This is a genomic window from Mycobacterium marseillense, assembly GCF_010731675.1.
Classification (GTDB): Bacteria; Actinomycetota; Actinomycetes; order Mycobacteriales; family Mycobacteriaceae; genus Mycobacterium; species Mycobacterium marseillense.
The window spans coordinates 2,705,970-2,724,441 of the sequence record NZ_AP022584.1 but is presented as its reverse complement, the minus strand read 5'-3'; the positions used below and the strand labels follow the sequence as shown (position 1 = coordinate 2,724,441).

16 protein-coding genes and 1 pseudogene are annotated in these 18,472 nt (G+C 68.6%); 15 read left to right on the top strand and 2 right to left on the bottom strand.

Annotation, left to right across the window (positions count from 1 at the left end; all coding sequences use genetic code 11):
* The first annotated feature begins 31 nt into the window (after window positions 1–31).
* Genes G6N26_RS12315 through manA form a run of 3 tightly spaced genes read left to right on the top strand, consistent with a single transcriptional unit; the run spans window position 32 to window position 3,782 of the window.
* Window positions 32–1,438, top strand: coding sequence for a phosphomannomutase/phosphoglucomutase (locus G6N26_RS12315; RefSeq protein ID WP_083017540.1), 1,407 nt, complete (start codon window positions 32–34; stop codon window positions 1,436–1,438).
* Window positions 1,435–2,547, top strand: a complete 1,113-nt coding sequence (locus tag G6N26_RS12310; RefSeq protein ID WP_083017542.1) for a TobH protein — start codon at window positions 1,435–1,437, stop codon at window positions 2,545–2,547. Before G6N26_RS12315 ends, G6N26_RS12310 begins: the two co-directional genes overlap by 4 nt.
* A gap of 8 nt (window positions 2,548–2,555) precedes the next feature.
* The gene (gene manA / locus G6N26_RS12305) at window positions 2,556–3,782 is read left to right on the top strand and encodes a mannose-6-phosphate isomerase, class I (RefSeq protein ID WP_083017544.1); all 1,227 of its coding nucleotides are present in this window, start codon (window positions 2,556–2,558) and stop codon (window positions 3,780–3,782) included.
* 3 nt (window positions 3,783–3,785) lie between these two features.
* Here manA and G6N26_RS12300 read toward each other — a convergent pair whose 3' ends face one another.
* Entirely contained in the window at window positions 3,786–5,234 is a 1,449-nt protein-coding gene (locus G6N26_RS12300) for an FAD-dependent oxidoreductase (RefSeq protein WP_083017545.1), read from the bottom strand.
* Window positions 5,235–5,297: 63 nt separating this feature from the next.
* On the opposite strand from G6N26_RS12300, the gene G6N26_RS12295 reads away from it, so the two are divergent.
* The 12 genes and pseudogenes from G6N26_RS12295 to G6N26_RS12240 all read left to right on the top strand — a co-directional run bounded on the left by G6N26_RS12295 (window position 5,298) and on the right by G6N26_RS12240 (window position 18,193).
* The gene (locus G6N26_RS12295) at window positions 5,298–6,815 is read left to right on the top strand and encodes an APC family permease (RefSeq protein WP_067169130.1); all 1,518 of its coding nucleotides are present in this window, start codon (window positions 5,298–5,300) and stop codon (window positions 6,813–6,815) included.
* A gap of 101 nt (window positions 6,816–6,916) precedes the next feature.
* Window positions 6,917–8,173 carry an alkane 1-monooxygenase gene (locus G6N26_RS12290; RefSeq protein WP_083017547.1) on the top strand — a complete coding sequence of 419 codons (1,257 nt, stop codon included), beginning with the start codon at window positions 6,917–6,919 and terminating at the stop codon, window positions 8,171–8,173.
* Window positions 8,170–8,337, top strand: a complete 168-nt coding sequence (locus G6N26_RS12285; RefSeq protein WP_067169136.1) for a rubredoxin — start codon at window positions 8,170–8,172, stop codon at window positions 8,335–8,337. Before G6N26_RS12290 ends, G6N26_RS12285 begins: the two co-directional genes overlap by 4 nt.
* 13 nt (window positions 8,338–8,350) lie before the next feature.
* Window positions 8,351–8,536: a rubredoxin gene (locus tag G6N26_RS12280; protein ID WP_067169139.1), complete on the top strand. Its 186-nt coding sequence runs from the start codon at window positions 8,351–8,353 to the stop codon at window positions 8,534–8,536.
* A 127-nt stretch (window positions 8,537–8,663) separates the two neighbouring features.
* A complete protein-coding gene (gene alkX, locus G6N26_RS12275; RefSeq protein ID WP_095577702.1) occupies window positions 8,664–9,260 on the top strand; it encodes a TetR family transcriptional regulator AlkX in 597 nt (198 codons plus the stop codon).
* Window positions 9,261–9,379: 119 nt separating this feature from the next.
* Window positions 9,380–10,852, top strand: a complete 1,473-nt coding sequence (gene ahcY, locus G6N26_RS12270) for an adenosylhomocysteinase (protein ID WP_067169145.1) — start codon at window positions 9,380–9,382, stop codon at window positions 10,850–10,852.
* Between the two features lie 100 nt (window positions 10,853–10,952).
* Window positions 10,953–11,585: a dTMP kinase gene (locus tag G6N26_RS12265; RefSeq protein WP_083017549.1), complete on the top strand. Its 633-nt coding sequence runs from the start codon at window positions 10,953–10,955 to the stop codon at window positions 11,583–11,585.
* 80 nt (window positions 11,586–11,665) lie between these two features.
* A complete protein-coding gene (gene mtrA, locus G6N26_RS12260; RefSeq protein WP_007168097.1) occupies window positions 11,666–12,352 on the top strand; it encodes a two-component system response regulator MtrA in 687 nt (228 codons plus the stop codon).
* Window positions 12,353–12,365: 13 nt separating this feature from the next.
* Window positions 12,366–14,047, top strand: a pseudogene (gene mtrB, locus G6N26_RS12255) (MtrAB system histidine kinase MtrB).
* Complete coding sequence (lpqB, locus tag G6N26_RS12250) at window positions 14,047–15,801, top strand: MtrAB system accessory lipoprotein LpqB (RefSeq protein ID WP_163648802.1); 1,755 nt, start codon at window positions 14,047–14,049, stop codon at window positions 15,799–15,801. The pseudogene mtrB and the gene lpqB overlap by 1 nt, the downstream one beginning before the upstream one ends.
* A 182-nt stretch (window positions 15,802–15,983) precedes the next feature.
* On the top strand, window positions 15,984–17,066 hold the full coding sequence (locus tag G6N26_RS12245; protein WP_163648800.1) for an AraC family transcriptional regulator: 1,083 nt from the start codon (window positions 15,984–15,986) through the stop codon (window positions 17,064–17,066).
* Entirely contained in the window at window positions 17,063–18,193 is a 1,131-nt protein-coding gene (locus tag G6N26_RS12240; RefSeq protein ID WP_083017551.1) for a helix-turn-helix transcriptional regulator, read from the top strand. The genes G6N26_RS12245 and G6N26_RS12240 overlap by 4 nt, the downstream gene beginning before the upstream one ends.
* Here G6N26_RS12240 and G6N26_RS26560 read toward each other — a convergent pair.
* Entirely contained in the window at window positions 18,095–18,337 is a 243-nt protein-coding gene (locus G6N26_RS26560; protein ID WP_415621344.1) for a hotdog domain-containing protein, read from the bottom strand. The genes G6N26_RS12240 and G6N26_RS26560 overlap by 99 nt on opposite strands.
* Between the last annotated feature and the right edge of the window lie 135 nt (window positions 18,338–18,472).

The window sequence follows — 18,472 nt, the reverse complement described above, 5'->3', positions numbered from 1 at the left end:
GGCCAAGAGTTCACGTCGTCAGGAGTCCCGCATGTCTCGGCCCGCCGCGACTGTCCACCGTGTCGTCAAGGCTTACGACGTGCGTGGTCTAGTCGGCGAAGAGCTCGACCAGCCGCTGGTCACCGATCTGGGCGCAGCCTTCGCCAGACTGATGCGCGCCGAGGGCGCCCGCCACGTCGTGATCGGCTACGACATGCGCGACAGCTCGCCCACCCTGGCCGCCGCCTTCGCCGCCGGCGTCACCGGGCAGGGCCTCGACGTGGTGCGCATCGGTTTGGCCTCCACGGATCAGCTCTACTTCGCCTCCGGATTGCTGGACTGCCCCGGCGCGATGTTCACCGCGAGCCATAACCCCGCCGCCTACAACGGAATCAAGCTGTGCCGGGCCGGGGCCAAACCGGTCGGCGCCGAGAGCGGGTTGCGCGTCATCGCCGACGACGTCATCGCCGGCGTCAAGGGCTCCAAGGGATATGACGGCCCGCCCGGCACGGTCTCCGATCGCGACGTGCTGGCCGACTACGGGGAATACCTGCGGTCCCTGGTCAGCACCTCCGGGCTGCGCCCGCTGCGTGTGGCCGTCGACGCCGGCAACGGCATGGCCGGCCTGACCACCCCCGCGGTGCTCGGCCCCATCGGCTCGATCACGTTGCTGCCGTTGTACTTCGAACTCGACGGTTCCTTCCCCAATCACGAGGCCAACCCCCTCGAACCCGCCAACCTGGTTGACCTGCAGAACTTTGTGCGCGAGACCGGCGCCGACATCGGGCTGGCCTTCGACGGGGACGCCGACCGCTGCTTCGTCGTCGACGAACGCGGCAACCCCGTGTCGCCGTCGACCGTGACCAGCCTGGTGGCCGCGCGCGAACTGGGCCGCGAGATCGGCGCGACGATCATCCACAACGTGATCACCTCACGGGCGGTACCCGAGTTGGTCGCCGAGCGCGGCGGCACACCGCTGCGGTCGCGGGTGGGCCACTCCTATATCAAGGCGCTGATGGCCGAGACCGGCGCGATCTTCGGCGGCGAACATTCGGCGCACTACTACTTCCGCGACTTCTGGGGCGCCGACTCCGGGATGCTGGCGGCGCTGTACGTGCTGGCCGCGCTCGGCGAGCAGGACCGCCCGCTGTCGGAGCTGACCGCGGACTACCAGCGCTACGAATCGTCCGGCGAGATCAACTTCACCGTGGCCGACGCCGCGCAGTGCACCGAGGCGGTGTTGAGGTCGTTCGGCACCCGCATCCACTCCCTCGATCACGTGGACGGCGTGACGGTGGATCTGGGCGACGGCAGCTGGTTCAACCTGCGCAGCTCGAACACCGAGCCGTTACTGCGGCTCAACGTGGAGGGTCGCACCGCCGAGGACGTCGGCGCGGTGGTCCTCCAGATCAGCACGGAAATCGCCGCGCAGACGCCGCGCGCGGGGGCCGCTCCGTGAACGCCACCCGGGCAATCGATCTCGAAGACACCGATGGCCTGCTGACCGCCGACCGCGACGGACTGCTGCGGGCGGCGTCGTCGGCCGGGGCGCAGGTGCGGTCGATCGCCACCGCGGTCGAGGAGGGCGCGCTGGACCCGCTGCGCGCCGAGGACCGTCCGCGCAGCGTGATCTGGGTGGCCGGCCGCGGCACCGCCGAGACCGCCGGGGCGATGCTGGCCGCGACGCTGGGTTCGGTGGCCTCCCAGCCGTTCACGCTGGCCGGCGAGGCGCCGCCATGGGTGGGCCCGCTCGACGTGCTGATCGTCGCGGGCGACGACCCGGGCGACCCGACGCTGGTCGCCTCCGCCGCGACCGGGGTGCGCCGCGGCGCGCGGGTCGTGGTGGCGGCGCCCTGCGAGGGTCCGTTGCGGGATGCCACCGCCGGGCACGCGGCGGTGCTGGCGCCCCGGCTGGGGGTTCCCGACGAATTCGGGCTGTGCCGCTATCTGGCCGCCGGGCTGGCCGTGCTGCACGCCGTCGACCCGCGGCCCAGCGTGGACCTGGGCCTGCTCGCCGACGAGCTCGACGCCGAGGCGCTGCGCAACAGCGCCGCCCGCGAACTGTTCACCAACCCGGCCAAGCTGCTGGCCGCGCGCATCGCCGACCGCCAGGTCGCGCTGGCCGGCGACGGCGCCGCGACGCTGGCCCTGGCCCGGCACGGCAGCTCGGTGCTGCTGCGGGTGGCCAACACGGTCACCGCCGCCACCGCGCTGGCGGACGCGGTGGCCGCCCTGCGCGCCGCCTCCTCCTCCGGTTTCGGGGCCGGCCTCGACGACCCCGACGCCGCCCTGTTCCACGACGAACAGATCGACGGCCCCTTGCCGCAACGGTTGCGGGTGCTGGCGGTCATCCTGGCCGCCGAGCAGGCGCTGGTGGCCGCCCGGACGGCCGGGCTCGACGACGTGTACCTGCTCGCCGCCGAGGATGTGCCCGACGGACCCGGCGGATCGGCCGGCTCCGGTGTTTCGCCTGCGCTGGGGGGCCCCGGACGCGCCGAGCAGCAGCTGGCAGTATTAGCCGTCCGGCTTGAGATGGCCGCGGTTTACATGCGACTGGTGCGGGGATAGATAGAACAGTGGAACTGCTTCGCGGGGCCTTGAGAACGTACGCGTGGGGTTCGCGTACCGCGATCGCCGAGTTCACCGAACGTCCGGTGCCGGCGGCGCATCCGGAGGCCGAGCTCTGGTTCGGCGCCCACCCGGGCGACCCGGCCTGGCTGGAAACCGGCAACGGTGAGATCACGTTGCTCGAGGCGCTCGACGCCGACCCGGAGGGACAGCTCGGCCCCGGGTCGCGGGCCCGCTTCGGGGACGTGTTGCCCTTCCTGGTCAAGGTGCTGGCCGCCGACGAGCCGCTGTCGCTGCAGGCGCATCCGAGTGCCGCGCAGGCGACCGAGGGCTACCTGCGCGAGGAGCGGGTCGGCATCCCGCTGACCTCGCCGGTGCGCAACTATCGCGACACCTCGCACAAGCCGGAGCTGCTGGTGGCGTTGCACCCGTTCGAGGCGCTGGCCGGATTCCGCCAGGTGTCGCGCACGGTCGAGCTGCTGCGGGCCCTGGCGGTCTCCGACCTCGACCCGTTCATCGATCTGCTCAACGACCAGTCCGACGCCGACGGCCTGCGCGCGCTGTTCACCACGTGGATCACCGCCCCGCAGCCCGACATCGACGTGCTGGTCCCGGCCGTCCTGGACGGCGCCATCGCCTACCTCAGTTCGGGGGCAACCGAATTCGCGGCCGAGGCCAAGACGGTGCTCGAGCTCGGCGAACGCTATCCCGGTGACGCCGGCGTGCTGGCGGCGCTGCTGCTCAACCGCGTCAGCCTGGGCCCGGGTGAGGCTATCTTCGTGTCGGCCGGCAACCTGCACACCTACCTGCGCGGCTTCGCGGTGGAGGTGATGGCCAACTCCGACAACGTGTTACGGGGCGGCCTGACCCCCAAGCACGTCGACGTGCCCGAGCTGCTGCGCGTGCTGGACTTCGCGCCCACCACCGAGGAGCAGCTGCGGCCGCACATTCGCCGCGAGGGTTTCGGGCTGATCTATGAGACGCCGACCGATGAGTTCGCCGTCGCGCTGCTGGAGCTCGAGGACGAGTACGTCGGCCACGAGGTGGACGCGACGTGCAGCCACGACGGGCCGCAGGTCCTGTTGTGCATCCAGGGTTCGACGACGGTGCACGGCAAGTCCGGCTCGCTGACGCTCAAACGGGGGATGGCGGCGTGGGTCGCGGCCGATGACGCCCCGATCCGGCTGGTCGCGCACGAGCCGAGCAAGCTGTTCAGGGCGACGGTAGGGCTGTAGCGACTAGGCCTGATGGTGGCGACCCGCAGCGCCCGGGCTTGCGATCGCCACCCGCCGCTGCCTGGCGGCCTCGCGCCGCTCGCCCAGCCATAGTCGCGCGTTGTGCACCACGGCGCGGCCGATGATCCGCGGCGGCGGAACCATGTAGAGGCTGTCCAGCAGCGAGAACCGGCGCAAAAACCATTCCGCCAGAACGGGTTCGGTTTCGGCGGCGCCCAGGAATTGGTCGAACAGCGCCCCGGAGGGCCGCCACCACCAGGGAATCGGCCCCTTGGTGCCGGCGTGGTGGAAGGTGATATCGCCGATGGCGTTCATCATCCACACCGGGAAGGTGCTCTTCGCGGTGGCCCGGTGCAGCGCCGCGGCCAGTTGATCGTCGGGTCCTTGCAGCGCGCTGCGCAGATGACCGGCCTGCAACGACGTCATCGTCATGCCTTGGCCGAAGGTGGGGTTGAAGCTGGCCACCGCGTCGCCGAAGGCGATGATGCCGCCGGGGAAGCGGTCCAGTTTGTCGTAGCGGCGCCATCTGCTGGCCGGGAAGGCGTGGAACGCCGGATCGCCCAGCGGTTCGGCGCGTGCCAGCGCCGCGTTGAAGTGGGCGGGCAGCAGTTCCTCGGCCAGCGCCAGCATCGCGGGGAAGGTGCTCGGCGGTTTGGCGTTGGCCACGCCGAAGGTGGTCAGCACCCAGGTGCCGTCCTCGTAGCACAGCATGCCCAGCCCGAGCGACTGGTCGTGGGAGGCGCCGGCGACCACGACCTTCTCGGTGATCAGCCCGTCGGGGATGCGGAACTGCTGGGTGGCGTAGTTGATGCCGATGTCGACGGCCTGTTCGACGGGTCGCGCAAAACCCCATTGCGTCAACCACACCGGCAGCCGGGTGCCCCGCCCCGCCGCGTCGACGACAAGGTCCGCGGCTATGAATTCTGGGAACTTCGGCTCGCCGTCGTCGGGATCGGCCGGATCCACCAGCGCGCCGGTCACCCGCGCTCGCGCGGGGTCGTAGCGCGGTTCGGCCACCGAGCGCCGCACGATGGTGACGTTGTCGAGGTCGTGAACCCGCTTGCGCAACTGCCATTCCAGGTGCGGCCGGCTGGGCACATAGGCGGTGAATTCGTCGCGCAGGGTTTGCCCCGTGCCCAGGACGTGGCCCGCGGCCCCCAGGTGGATGCAGTCCGGCCGGTTCTCCAGCTTGGGCACCCCGGCGGCGACCATGTCGTCGAGCAGGCCGGGAAAAAGGCCTTCGAATTCGATCGCGCCGCGCGCCATCAACATGTGCAGGTGCCGGTCCTGGGGCACGGTCGCGCGGTGCGCCGGGGTCGCCGGCAATTCGTCGCGCTCGTAGACCGTCACCCGCGCATACGTGTCCGAAAGCACCCGCGCGGCGCACAGCCCCGCGATGCTCCCCCCGATGACGAGCGCGTGGTCCCTCGCGTTTGCTTTGCTGTCCGGCATCCGGGGGGAGTACCCAGTACTGTGTCGGACCAATGGCTCCCAGCGTTGGGAAAGGGCGGTTGCATGGCCAATCGATGGCGCACGAAGTCGGTGGAACAATCGATCGCCGACACCGACGAGCCGGACACCAAGTTGCGCAAGGACCTTACCTGGTGGGACCTGGTCGTCTTCGGCGTCGCCGTGGTGATCGGCGCCGGTATCTTCACGGTCACCGCGTCGACGACCGGCGACATCACCGGGCCCTCCATCTGGTTGTCGTTCGTGATCGCGGCGGGCACCTGCGCGCTGGCGGCGCTGTGTTACGCCGAGTTCGCCTCGACGCTGCCGGTGGCCGGTAGCGCCTACACCTTCTCGTATGCGACCTTCGGGGAGTTTTTGGCCTGGATCATCGGGTGGAATCTGCTGCTGGAATTGGCGATCGGCGCCGCCGTCGTCGCCAAGGGGTGGTCGAGCTACCTGGGCACGGTGTTCGGGTTCGCCGGTGGCACAGTCGAATTCGCGTCGGCTCAGGTCGACTGGGGTGCGCTGGTGATCGTCGCCGGGGTGGCGACGCTGATCGCGTTGGGCACCAAGTTGTCGTCGAGGTTCTCCGCCGTGGTCACCGGCATCAAGGTGGCGGTCGTGCTGTTCGTCGTGGTGGTCGGCGTCTTCTACATCAAGCGCGCCAACTATTCGCCGTTCATCCCCAAACCGGAGGCCAGCAGTGAGGCCAAGGGCATTGACCAGTCGGTCCTGTCGTTGCTGACCGGGGCGCACAGCAGCCACTACGGCTGGTACGGCGTGTTGGCGGGGGCGTCCATCGTCTTTTTCGCGTTCATCGGATTCGACATCGTGGCCACCATGGCCGAGGAGACCAAGCATCCCCAGCGCGACGTCCCCCGGGGGATCCTGGCGTCGCTGGGCATCGTGACCCTGCTCTACGTCGCGGTCGCGGTGGTGCTGTCCGGCATGGTGTCCTACACCGAACTCAAGACGGTGCGGGGCCGCGGGCAGGCGAACCTGGCGACCGCCTTCACCGCGAACGGCATTCACTGGGCCAGCAAGGTCATCTCGATCGGCGCCCTCGCGGGACTGACCACGGTGGTGATGGTGCTGATGCTCGGCCAGTGCCGGGTGCTGTTCGCGATGGCGCGCGACGGGCTGTTGCCGCGCTCGCTGGCCAAGACCGGTTCGCGGGGCACCCCGGTGCGGATCACCGTGCTGGTCGCCCTGGTGGTGGCGGTGACCGCGTCGGTGTTCCCCATCACCAAGCTCGAGGAGATGGTCAACGTCGGAACGCTGTTCGCGTTCGTCCTGGTCTCCGCCGGCGTGATCGTGCTGCGCCGGACCAGGCCGGACCTGGAACGCGGCTTCAAGGCGCCGTGGGTGCCGGTGCTTCCGATCGCCTCCATCGCGGCCTGCGTCTGGCTGATGCTCAACCTGACCGCGCTCACCTGGGTTCGATTCGGCGTGTGGCTGGTGGTCGGTACGGCGATCTACGCCGGCTACGGCTACCGGCATTCGGTGCAGGGCGAACGCGAGGCGGCCGAGCCCGAGCCCAGCGACTCGCTCGAGGCCGACCCCAACAGCCCGGTGCCCTAGGACCGCTGGTTTACAAAGTTACGTGGTTTGTCTAGACACAAGACGCAGACGGCGGTATTGTCCAATCTCAACGTGGTGTGACTCACAAGGAGGTTGGCCATATGACCACATTCGAACCGCAGGTAGAGCAGGGAAGCCGCGCGCCGGTCTGGCGGGACAAGAAGCGCCGCCTCTGGCTGATGGGGTTGATCGCCCCGACGGCGTTGTTCGTGATGCTGCCGCTGGTCTGGGGACTCAACCGGCTCGGCTGGCACGCCGCCGCGCAGGTGCCGCTGTGGATAGGGCCGATCCTGCTCTGGATCCTGTTGCCGATCCTGGACCTGCGCTTCGGGCCCGACGGGCAGAACCCGCCCGACGAGGTGATGGAGCAGCTCGAGAATGACAAGTACTACCGCTACTGCACCTACGTGTACATCCCGTTCCAGTACCTCAGCGTGGTCCTGGGCGCCTACCTGTTCACCGCGTCGAACCTGAGCTGGCTGGGCTTCCCGGCTTCCCAGGGCGGGCTCGGCTGGGCCGGCAAGCTGGGCCTGGCGCTCTCGGTCGGCGTGCTCGGGGGCGTCGGCATCAACACCGCCCACGAGATGGGCCACAAGAAGGACTCGCTGGAGCGCTGGCTGTCCAAAATCACCCTGGCCCAGACCTGCTACGGCCACTTCTACATCGAGCACAACCGTGGCCACCACGTGCGGGTGGCCACCCCGGAGGACCCCGCGTCGTCGCGGTTCGGGGAAACGTTCTGGGAGTTCTTGCCGCGCAGCGTCTTCGGGAGCCTGCGCTCGTCACTGCGGCTGGAGGCCCAGCGGATACGCCGGCTGGGCAAGAATCCGTGGAATCCGCTCACGTACCCGTCCAACGACGTGCTCAACGCGTGGGCCATCTCGGTGGTGCTGTGGGGGATCCTGATCGCGGTCTTCGGGCCGGCGCTGATCCCGTTCGTGATCATCCAGGCGGTCTTCGGCTTCAGCCTGCTCGAGTCCGTCAACTACCTCGAGCACTACGGCCTGCTGCGCCAACAGAACTCGAGTGGCCGCTACGAGCGGTGCACCCCCGTGCACAGCTGGAACTCCGACCACGTCGTGACCAACCTGTTCCTGTACCACCTGCAGCGGCACAGTGATCACCACGCCAACCCGACGCGGCGCTACCAGACGCTGCGCAGCCTGGACGGCTCGCCCAACCTGCCCAGCGGATACGCGTCGATGATCTCGCTCACCTACTTTCCGCCGCTGTGGCGCAGGGTGATGGACCACCGGGTGCTGGCGCACTACGACGGCGACATCACCCGGGTCAACCTTCAGCCGCGGCGCCGCGAGAAGCTGCTGGCGCGCTACGGGGCCCAGGAGGCCCGGGCATGACCGCCTACCGCTGCCCCGGCTGCGACTACATCTACGACGAGGCGAAAGGCGCTCCGCGGGAAGGCTTTCGCCCGGGAACGCCCTTCGCCGACATTCCCGACGACTGGTGCTGCCCCGACTGCGCGGTGCGCGAGAAAGTCGATTTCGAAACCACGACGGCCTGATAGGAGGGAACCGATGAGCGAGGACTACAAGCTCTTCATCTGCGTGCAGTGCGGATTCGAGTACGACGAGGCCAAGGGCTGGCCGGAGGACGGCATCGCGCCCGGCACCCGGTGGGACGACATCCCGGAGGACTGGAGCTGCCCGGATTGCGGCGCGGCCAAGTCGGACTTCGAGATGGTGGAGATCGCCCGTTCGTGACCGCCGGCGACGATGCAGAGCGTAGCGATGAGGAGGAGCGGCGCAGATGACCGCCTCCCACGTGGTCGACCGTAGGGAAAAGGCAGATTTCGGGGCCCGGACCGCTATTGTCGCGCCTGTGAAGCGGATGCCGTACGCCGAAGCGTCGCGCGCCCTGCTGCGTGACTCGGTGCTCGATGCGATGCGGGACCTGCTGCTGACCCGGGATTGGTCGGCCGTCACCCTGTCCGACGTGGCCCGCGCGGCGGGCATCAGCCGGCAGACCATCTACAACGAGTTCGGCTCGCGGCAGGGGCTGGCGCAGGGGTACGGCCTGCGCCTGGCCGACCGCCTGGTCGACGCCGTCAACGCCGCGCTGCAGGCCCACGTCGGCGATATCTACGCGGCCTTCCTGCAGGGCTTCCGCGACCTGTTCACCGAGCTGTCGGCCGATCCGCTGGTGATCTCGCTGCTGACCGGCGTCGCCAAACCCGACCTGCTGCAGATCATCACCACCGGAAGCGCCCCCATCATCACGCGGGCGTCCGAGCGGCTGACCACCGCGCTGACCCACAGCTGGGTGGCCACCAGCGACGAGGACGCCGGCGTGCTGGCGCGTGCCATCGTGCGGCTGGCGTTGAGCTACGTGTCGATGCCGCCCGAGGCCGACCACGACGTTGCCGCCGATCTGGCGCGGCTGATGACGCCGTTCGCCGAGCGGCACGGCGTCGTCAAGGTTCCCTGAACGTTCCCTGGCCCCTGCCGCGCGCCGGCGCACGACTACAGTGGCGCAAGAACATACCTAAGCTAATTACCGCTTGGATCCGAGCGAGCCCCCAGACGGCACAAAAAGGAAGAGAAGCTATGACGACGACCGAAAACGCACTCACCCCCGACGTTCGAAACGGCATCGACTTCAAGGTCGCCGATTTGTCGTTGGCGGACTACGGTCGCCGGGACATCGAGCTCTCCGAGCAGGAGATGCCGGGTCTGATGTCGCTGCGCCGCGAGTACCACGACGTGCAGCCGCTCAAGGGCGCGCGCATCTCGGGTTCGCTGCACATGACCGTGCAGACCGCGGTGCTGATCGAGACCCTCGTCGCGCTGGGCGCGGAGGTGCGCTGGGCGTCCTGCAACATCTTCTCCACCCAGGACCACGCCGCCGCCGCGGTGGTCGTCGGCCCACACGGCACCCCGGAGGAGCCCAAGGGCGTGCCGGTGTACGCGTGGAAGGGCGAGACGCTCGAGGAGTACTGGTGGGCGGCCGAGCAGGTGCTGACGTGGCCCGACGAGCCGGCCAACATGATCCTGGACGACGGCGGCGACGCCACGATGCTGGTGCTGCGCGGCGCGCAGTACGAGAAGGCCGGCGTGGTGCCGCCGGACGAGGAAGACGACTCGGCCGAGCACCGGGTGTTCCTGAACCTGCTGCGCAAGCGGTTCGAGACCGACAAGGACAAGTGGACCAAGATCGCCGCGTCGATCAAGGGTGTCTCCGAGGAGACCACCACCGGCGTGCTGCGGCTCTACCAGTTCGCCGCGGCCGGCGACCTGGCGTTCCCGGCGATCAACGTCAACGACTCTGTCACCAAGAGCAAGTTCGACAACAAGTACGGCTGCCGGCACTCGCTGATCGACGGCATCAACCGCGGTACCGACGTGCTGATCGGCGGCAAGAAGGTCCTCATCTGTGGCTACGGCGACGTCGGTAAGGGTTCCGCCGAGTCGGTGGCCGGCCAGGGCGCACGGGTGACCGTCACCGAGATCGACCCGATCAACGCCCTGCAGGCGCTGATGGAGGGCTTCGACGTCAAGCGGGTGGAGGACGTGATCGGCGAGGCCGACATCATCATCACCACGACGGGCAACAAGGACATCATCACCCTCGAGCACATGAAGGCGATGAAGGACAAGGCGATCCTGGGCAACATCGGCCACTTCGACAACGAGATCCAGGTGGCCCGGCTGGAGAAGTCCGGCGCCACCAAGACCAACATCCGCCCGCAGGTCGACCTGTGGACGTTCGGCGACACCGGCAAGTCGATCATCCTGCTGTCCGAGGGCCGGCTGCTGAACCTGGGTAACGCCACGGGCCACCCGTCGTTCGTGATGAGCAACAGCTTCTCCAACCAGGTCATCGCGCAGATCGAGCTGTGGACCAAGAACGACGAGTACGACAACGAGGTCTACCGGCTGCCCAAGCACCTGGACGAGAAGGTGGCGCGCATCCACGTGGAGGCGCTCGGCGGCGAGCTGACCAAGCTCACCAAGGAGCAGGCCGAGTACATCGGCGTCGACGTCGACGGCCCCTACAAGGCCGACCACTACCGCTACTGAGCCCTCGCTTGGCACCGAATGTGCGGCCAGCCGCGCATTCGGTGTTCGGCGTGCGGCTGGCCGCCCACTCGCGAACCCGCGGCGGCGCTAGGCTCGCGCCGTGCTGATCGCGATCGAAGGCGTCGACGGCGCCGGCAAGCGCACGTTAACCGAAGGGTTGCTGGCCGCTTTCGAAGCGGCGGGAAAATCCGTGGCCACCCTGGCCTTTCCGCGCTACGGGCAATCGGTGACGGCCGACATCGCGGCCGAGGCGCTGCACGGCGAGCACGGGGACCTGGCGTCCTCGGTCTACGCGATGGCGACCCTCTTCGCGCTCGATCGCGCCGCCGCGGTCGAGCATCTCGAGGGGCTGCGCCGCGACCATGACGTGGTGATCATGGACCGCTACGTCGCCTCCAACGCGGCCTATACCGCCGCGCGCCTGCATCAGGACGCGGGCGGACCGGCAGTGGCGTGGGTGCACGGTCTCGAATACCAGCGCCTGGGTCTGCCCGCGCCCGACTGGCAGGTACTGCTGGCGGTGTCGGCCGAACTGGCCGGGCAGCGCGCGCGCAGCCGGGCCGAATCCGATCCGAGCCGCGCGCGCGACAGCTACGAACGCGACGACTGGCTCCAGCAGCGCACCGGCGACGTCTACGCCGGGCTGGCCGCCGCAAGCTGGGGCGGTCCGTGGCGGGTCGTCGACAAAGACGTCGATCCGGCCGCCTTGGCCGCCGGTTTGATGGCCAGATAGCACAAATTTGTCACGATTCGGCCTTATCGGAGAAGAAACGCCCGTGTGGCGCCCGAGTTTTGTCCCGATCTGGTGACACCATGGACTCCATGAGGCAAAGGATTTTGGTCGTCGATGACGACGCTTCGCTAGCCGAGATGCTCACCATCGTGCTTCGTGGGGAGGGTTTCGACACTGCGGTCATCGGTGACGGCACCCAGGCCCTGACTGCGGTGCGCGAACTGCGCCCCGATTTGGTGTTGTTGGACCTGATGTTGCCCGGCATGAACGGCATCGACGTGTGCCGGGTGTTGCGCGCCGATTCGGGCGTGCCGATCGTGATGCTGACCGCCAAGACCGACACCGTCGACGTGGTCCTGGGCCTCGAGTCGGGCGCCGACGACTACATCATGAAGCCGTTCAAGCCCAAGGAGCTGGTGGCCCGGGTGCGGGCGCGGCTGCGGCGCAACGACGACGAGCCCGCCGAGATGCTGTCCATCGCCGACGTCGAGATCGACGTGCCGGCGCACAAGGTCACGCGCAACGGCGAACAGATCTCGCTGACCCCGCTGGAATTCGACTTGCTGGTGGCGTTGGCGCGCAAACCGCGGCAGGTGTTTACTCGTGATGTGCTGCTCGAACAGGTGTGGGGCTATCGTCACCCGGCGGATACCCGCCTGGTGAACGTGCACGTCCAGCGTCTGCGGGCCAAGGTCGAGAAAGACCCTGAGAACCCGACCGTGGTGTTGACCGTTCGAGGAGTTGGGTACAAGGCCGGACCTCCGTGACCGGTAGGGACACGTGATCTGGGGCTCCCGGCGACGCACTCGGAGCCGCTGGGGGCGCTCCGGCCCCATGACTCGCGGCATGGGCGCAGTGAGTCGGGCCGTAGCCATCGCCTGGCGTCGCTCGTTGCAGTTACGGGTCGTCGCGTTGACGCTTGGGCTGTCGCTGGCGGTCATCCTGGCGCTCGGCTTCGTATTGACGTCCCAGGTCACCAATCGCGTCCTCGACGTCAAGGTCAAGGCCGCGATCGAACAGATCGAGCGCGCGCGCACCACCGTCGGTGGGATCGTCAACGGCGAAGAGGCGCGCTCGCTGGACAGCAGCCTGCAGCTGGCCCGCAACACGCTGACCTCCAAGACCGACCAGGCCTCCGGCGCGGGGTTGGCGGGGGCCTTCGACGCGGTGCTGATGGTGCCGGGCGACGGGCCGCGCGCGGCGACCACGGCCGGACCCGTCGACCAGGTGCCCAATGCCCTGCGCGGTTTCGTCAAGGCCGGGCAGGCGTCCTACCAATACGCGACCGTGCACACCGACGGGTTCTCGGGCCCGGCGCTGATCGTCGGCACCCCGGCGGCCTCGCAGGTGGCCAACGTGGAGCTGTACCTGATTTTTCCGCTGAAGAACGAGCAGGCCACCATCCAACTGGTGCGCGGCACCATGATCACCGGCGGCGCGGTGCTGCTGGTGCTGCTGGCCGGGATCGCGCTGCTGGTGTCGCGCCAGGTGGTGGTGCCGGTGCGGTCGGCCTCGCGCATCGCCGAACGGTTCGCCGAGGGGCACCTGTCCGAGCGCATGCCGGTGCGCGGCGAGGACGACATGGCGCGGTTGGCGATGTCGTTCAACGACATGGCGGAAAGCCTGTCGCGCCAGATCACCCGCTGGAGGAGTTCGGTAATCTGCAGCGCCGCTTCACTTCTGACGTGAGCCACGAGCTGCGCACCCCGCTGACCACGGTGCGCATGGCCGCCGACCTGATCTATGACCACAGCGCGGACCTCGACCCGACGCTGGCGCGCTCCACCGAGCTGATGGTCAACGAGCTGGACCGGTTCGAGTCGCTGCTCAACGACCTGCTGGAGATCTCCCGGCACGACGCCGGTGTCGCCGAGCTGTCCGTCGAAGCGGTCGACCTGCGCACCACCGTGCGCAGCGCGCTCAGCAACGTCGGGCATCTGGCCGAGGACGCCGGCATCGAACTGAAGGTGGACTTGCCGACGCACGAGGTGATCGCCGAGGTCGACACCCGCCGGGTGGAGCGGATCCTGCGCAACCTGATCGCCAACGCCATCGACCATGCCGAGCACAAGCCGGTCAAGATCCGGATGGGCGCCGACGAGGACACCGTCGCCGTCACCGTCCGCGACTACGGGGTCGGGCTGCGGCCCGGCGAGGAGAAGCTGGTGTTCAGCCGGTTCTGGCGCGCGGACCCCTCGCGGGTGCGCCGGTCCGGCGGCACCGGGCTCGGCCTGGCGATCAGCATCGAGGACGCGCGGCTGCACCAGGGCCGGCTGGAGGCGTGGGGAGAACCGGGCGACGGCTCGTGCTTCCGGCTGACGCTCCCGCTGGTTCGCGGCCACAAGGTCACCACCAGCCCCCTGCCCATGAAACCGATCCCGCAACCCGCGCCGCAGGCCGGCGGGCCCGAGCGCAAGGAACGCCCGCAGCGCCAGCGTGAGCACGCCGAGAGGACCCTGTGATGCGGCGGCTGCTGGGCCTGCTGATGCTGGCCGTCCTGCTGGCGGGCTGCGCCGGGGTGCCCAGCTCGTCGGCGCCGCAGGCCATCGGCACCGTCGAGCGGCCGGCGCCGTCGAACCTGCCCAAGCCGACTCCGGGCATGGACCCCGACGTGCTGCTGCGCGAATTCCTCAAGGCCACAGCCGATCCGGCGAACCGGCACCTGGCCGCGCGCCAGTTCCTCACCCAGTCGGCATCCAACTCGTGGGACGACGCCGGTAGCGCGCTGCTGATCGACCACGTCGTGTTCGTCGAAACCCGTGCGGCCGAACGTGTTTCGGCGACAATGCGGGCCGACATCCTGGGCTCGCTGTCCGACATGGGGGTGTTCGAGACCGCCGAGGGCGTGCTGCCCGACCCGGGGCCCATCGAATTGGTGAAGACCTCCGGCGGCTGGCGCATCGATCGGTTGCCCAACGGGGTTTTCCTGGACTGGCAGCAATTTCAGGCGACCTATAAGCGAAACACCCTCTACTTCGCCGACCCGACCGGCAAGACCGTGGTCCCCGATCCACGCTATGTCGCGGTGCCCGACCACGACCAGCTGGCCACCGAGCTGGTGTCCAAGCTGATCGCCGGGCCGCGGCCCGAGATGGCCCACACGGTCCGCAACCTGCTCGCCCCGCCGCTGCGGCTGCGCGGGCCGGTGACCCGGGCCGACGGCGGCAAGAACGGGGTCGGGCGCGGGTATGGCGGTGCGCGCGTCGAGCTGGAAAAGTTGTCCACCACCGATCCGCACAGCAGGCAATTGGTTGCGGCGCAGATCATTTGGACGCTGGCCCGGGCCGATATCCGGGGCCCGTACGTGATCAACGCCGACGGCGCCCCGCTGGATGACCGGTTCCGCGACGGATGGACCACCTCCGATGTCGCCGCCACCGACCCCGGCGTGGCCGACGGCGCGGGCGCCGGGCTGCACGCGCTGGTGAATGGCTCACTGGTGTCGCTGGACGGCCAGCACACCTCGATGGTGCCGGGCGCGTTCGGGCGCATGGGGGATCAGACCGGCGCCGCATTGTCGCGCAGCGGCCGCGAGGTGGCGTCCGTGGTGACGCTGCACCGCGGCGCCCCGGATATGGCGGCCTCCTTGTGGATCGGTGATCTGGGCGCCGAAGCGGTGCAGTCCGCGGACGGGCACAGCCTGTCGCGGCCCACCTGGTCGCTGGACGACGTGGTCTGGGTGGTGGTCGACGGCAACAACGTGCTGCGGGCGATTCAGGAGCCGGCGTCGGGGCAACCCGCGCGCATTCCGGTGGATTCGGTAGCGGTGGCCACCAAATTCCCGGGGCCGATCACCGACCTGCAGCTGTCCCGCGACAGCACGCGGGCCGCGATGGTGATCGGCGGCCAGGTGATCCTCGTCAGCGTCGAGCAGACCCAGGCCGGGCAGTACGCCCTGACCTATCCGCGCCGGCTGGGCTTCGGGTTGGGCAATTCGGTCGTGTCACTGTCCTGGCGTACCGGCGACGACATCGTGGTGACCCGCACCGACGCCAATCATCCGGTCTCGTACGTGAACATCGACGGGGTGAACTCCGACGCACCTGCCCGCGGCCTGCAGATGCCGGTGACGACCGTGGTGGCCAACCCGTCCACGGCCTACGTCGCGGGACCCGAAGGGGTGCTGCAGTATTCGCCGTCCGCCGACGGTCAGCAGGGTTGGTTGGACGTGCCCGGGCTGACGATCCCCGGCGCGGCGCCGGTGCTGCCGGGCTAGACGCGCGCTCTCGCAAACACACCGTCCCTCACATCTGAGGCCTATGCCGGGTATGAAAGGGCGCCCACCAGGCGTTGACAGTCGAAGCGCCGAAGCGGTCCTGGCCGGTTTGCGCGGCCCCCTGGACAGATTGCGCGGACTTCCTGTTGAGGTATGGCGCAGCAAAGTCAGCGGCGTTAGCGTTGCGGCCGCAGGCGTCGAGAGGGGATCTGCGGATCGTGAGAGAAGACGACCTCGACACGAGCAAACCGACCGCGGAGGCGTCGGAGGCGGCCATATGGACGCCGGCAAAGGAGTTCGACGACTTTGCCCGGGTCTGCTGTGGCCAACCGCACCTCCGCTTGTTGGCTGACCCGGATGGCTTTTCGGTGAACCAGCGCGTTGGCCAGATCGGTCCGGTCGCGTTGTCCGAAATCGCCGTTGGGTCCGACCTGCCCATGGATGGCGGCCAGGTGTGCGGCAGCTACCGCGTGATCGTGGTGCGGGCCGGTCGTACGGAGGCTGAACACCGGGGGCATTCTGTTGTCGCCGGGCCGGGCTGCGCCGCCGTGTTCACACCGGAGGGTCTCGGTACCGGGCAATGGGACGCGGGAAGCAGGTTGATCTGTCTGAAGATCCAGCGTTCCGCAATCGACGACGCCCTCAGCAACGCACTCGGTCGACAGGTGACGTCACAGGTCGACTTCACGCCCGTCCTGCCGGTCGATGCGGCGGCGACGAGAAGCTGGATCAACATGCTGGTGGCGTTCAAGGAACAGTATTTCCGCACCGGCAGCCTGCTGAACCAACCGCTGGTGGGGCTGCCATTCGTCGACGGCCTGGTGCGCGGGTTCTTGCTCGCCGCCGACCATCCCCACCTCGACGCCCTCACCCGAGACGAACGTCTTGCTGCACCGCGCGCGATTCGTACCGCGGTCGACCTCATCGAAGAGGAGGCACACCTGCCCCTGACGTTGTCCTCGATTGCCGCCCGCTGTCACGTAAGTGTCCGGACGCTGCAGCAGGGTTTCCAGCGCTATCTGGACACGTCGCCGATGGCGTATCTCCGCGAGGTCAGGCTGCGCCGAGCGCACGAGGCATTGCTCGAGACCGATCCGTCGATGACAACGGTGGCCTCGATCGCCTACCGGTGGGGGTTCAGCAACCTCGGCCGGTTCGCCGCCGCCCACGCGGCCCGGTATCGTGAGACGCCGACGGAAACGTTGCGCCGCAAGGCCTTTCACCATGGTGCAACGGAGCTATCGATCCGAGCGCGGACCGCATGACCGTGGGGGATGATCGGGTGCCGGATGCCGCGGTGGCGGTGGGCGGTACGTGGTCTTCGGTGCGGTCGTTGGACGACTTCGCGACGCTGCGCACGAACGGGCCGGATTCGTCGCCGCACTGGTGGCCAGAGATCGGGCCGCTCGGGAACCCCGGGTCGTTCTCCTTCGCACACCGGATGCGTCGTGTCGGTCCGATCACGGTGCTAGATGCGGATTTCCACGACGATGTGTGGGTGAACGGCGGTGAAACACGTCCCCACTATCACGTCACTTTGCCGGTGGCTCCCGCGTCGACCGCGGTCATCGACGAGGTGTCCGTCGCCGTGCAGCCGGGATCGGTCGCGGTGTATCGGCCCGAAGGCCAAGCGGGCGTGGACCGGTACGTCGGCCGTCTGCTGGCCGTGATGATCGATCGCCACGCCGTCGAGGACGCTCTGGCGGACGCGCTCGGGCGGTCCATCACTTCGCAAATCGACTTTGCGCCCTTGATGCGGACCGCGACCCCGGAGGTCCGCAGCTGGATCACCATCGTGTCGGAGTTCAGCGAGCAGCTGTTCCGGCCTCACAGTGTGCTGAACCGGCCAATGGTCGGAATGCCCTTCGCCGAGGGCCTGGTGCGCGGTCTCTTGCTGGCCGCAGACCATTCATACCGCGCAAGTTTGGAGGGGGCTGCGGCTGAGCCGCCCCCGGGTGTCATCCGCGCGGCAATCGAGGTGATCGAGGCCGAGGCAGACCGACCCCTGACCGTCTCGGCGCTGGCTCAACGCAGCTATGTCAGCGTTCGGTCACTCCAGCATGGCTTTCAGCGTCATGTGGGCGTCACGCCGATGGCGTATCTGCGCCAAGTCCGGCTGCGCCGGGCGCACCGGGATCTACTCGAGGCCGACCCGTCGACCGTCACCGTCGCGTCGGTGGCGTACCGCTGGGGCTTCACCAACCTCGGCAGGTTCGCCGCGGCCCACGCCGCTCGGTACCAGGAGCCGCCGTTGAAGACGTTGCAGCGCAATGCCCATTCGAGCGGGAACCCCTCACCTATACCGAGCGATATCTCGCAACTGCGCGACGACGGACGCGGAAGCGACGGACCTTCCTTGTTCGTCCACGAGGTCCGCCCCGAGCATCGCTGAGGTGCTGGTTTCCGACAGCACCTCAGCGGCGACGACAAACAGGCTTCCCGTCCCCGCGCGCAGGTAGTTCACCGTCATCGTCAGGGTCGGCAGGCCGTGGCCGGTCACCAGGGTGCCGCAATGCGCCGCCGTTTGATCCAGCATTTCGGCGATGGATCCGCCACTGAGAGTATTAAACGCCGTGAAGCGCTCGGGCCCGGGGCGAAACGAGACCTTCAGCGACCTGTCTACGCGTGATCCAGTCTCGAATTGGGCGTTCAGGGCCGAAAGCTGGGGCGG

Coding starts and splice junctions, on each gene's coding strand:
- G6N26_RS12240 (WP_083017551.1), top strand. CDS start 17,063: ATGACCGTGGGGGATGATCGGGTGCCGGATGCCGCGGTGGCGGTGGGC.
- G6N26_RS12285 (WP_067169136.1), top strand. CDS start 8,170: ATGACCGCCTACCGCTGCCCCGGCTGCGACTACATCTACGACGAGGCG.
- G6N26_RS12315 (WP_083017540.1), top strand. CDS start 32: ATGTCTCGGCCCGCCGCGACTGTCCACCGTGTCGTCAAGGCTTACGAC.
- ahcY (WP_067169145.1), top strand. CDS start 9,380: ATGACGACGACCGAAAACGCACTCACCCCCGACGTTCGAAACGGCATC.
- G6N26_RS12290 (WP_083017547.1), top strand. CDS start 6,917: ATGACCACATTCGAACCGCAGGTAGAGCAGGGAAGCCGCGCGCCGGTC.
- G6N26_RS26560 (WP_415621344.1), bottom strand. CDS start 18,337: ATGCTGGATCAAACGGCGGCGCATTGCGGCACCCTGGTGACCGGCCAC.
- lpqB (WP_163648802.1), top strand. CDS start 14,047: ATGCGGCGGCTGCTGGGCCTGCTGATGCTGGCCGTCCTGCTGGCGGGC.
- alkX (WP_095577702.1), top strand. CDS start 8,664: ATGCCGTACGCCGAAGCGTCGCGCGCCCTGCTGCGTGACTCGGTGCTC.
- G6N26_RS12295 (WP_067169130.1), top strand. CDS start 5,298: ATGGCCAATCGATGGCGCACGAAGTCGGTGGAACAATCGATCGCCGAC.
- G6N26_RS12280 (WP_067169139.1), top strand. CDS start 8,351: ATGAGCGAGGACTACAAGCTCTTCATCTGCGTGCAGTGCGGATTCGAG.
- G6N26_RS12300 (WP_083017545.1), bottom strand. CDS start 5,234: ATGCCGGACAGCAAAGCAAACGCGAGGGACCACGCGCTCGTCATCGGG.
- mtrA (WP_007168097.1), top strand. CDS start 11,666: ATGGACTCCATGAGGCAAAGGATTTTGGTCGTCGATGACGACGCTTCG.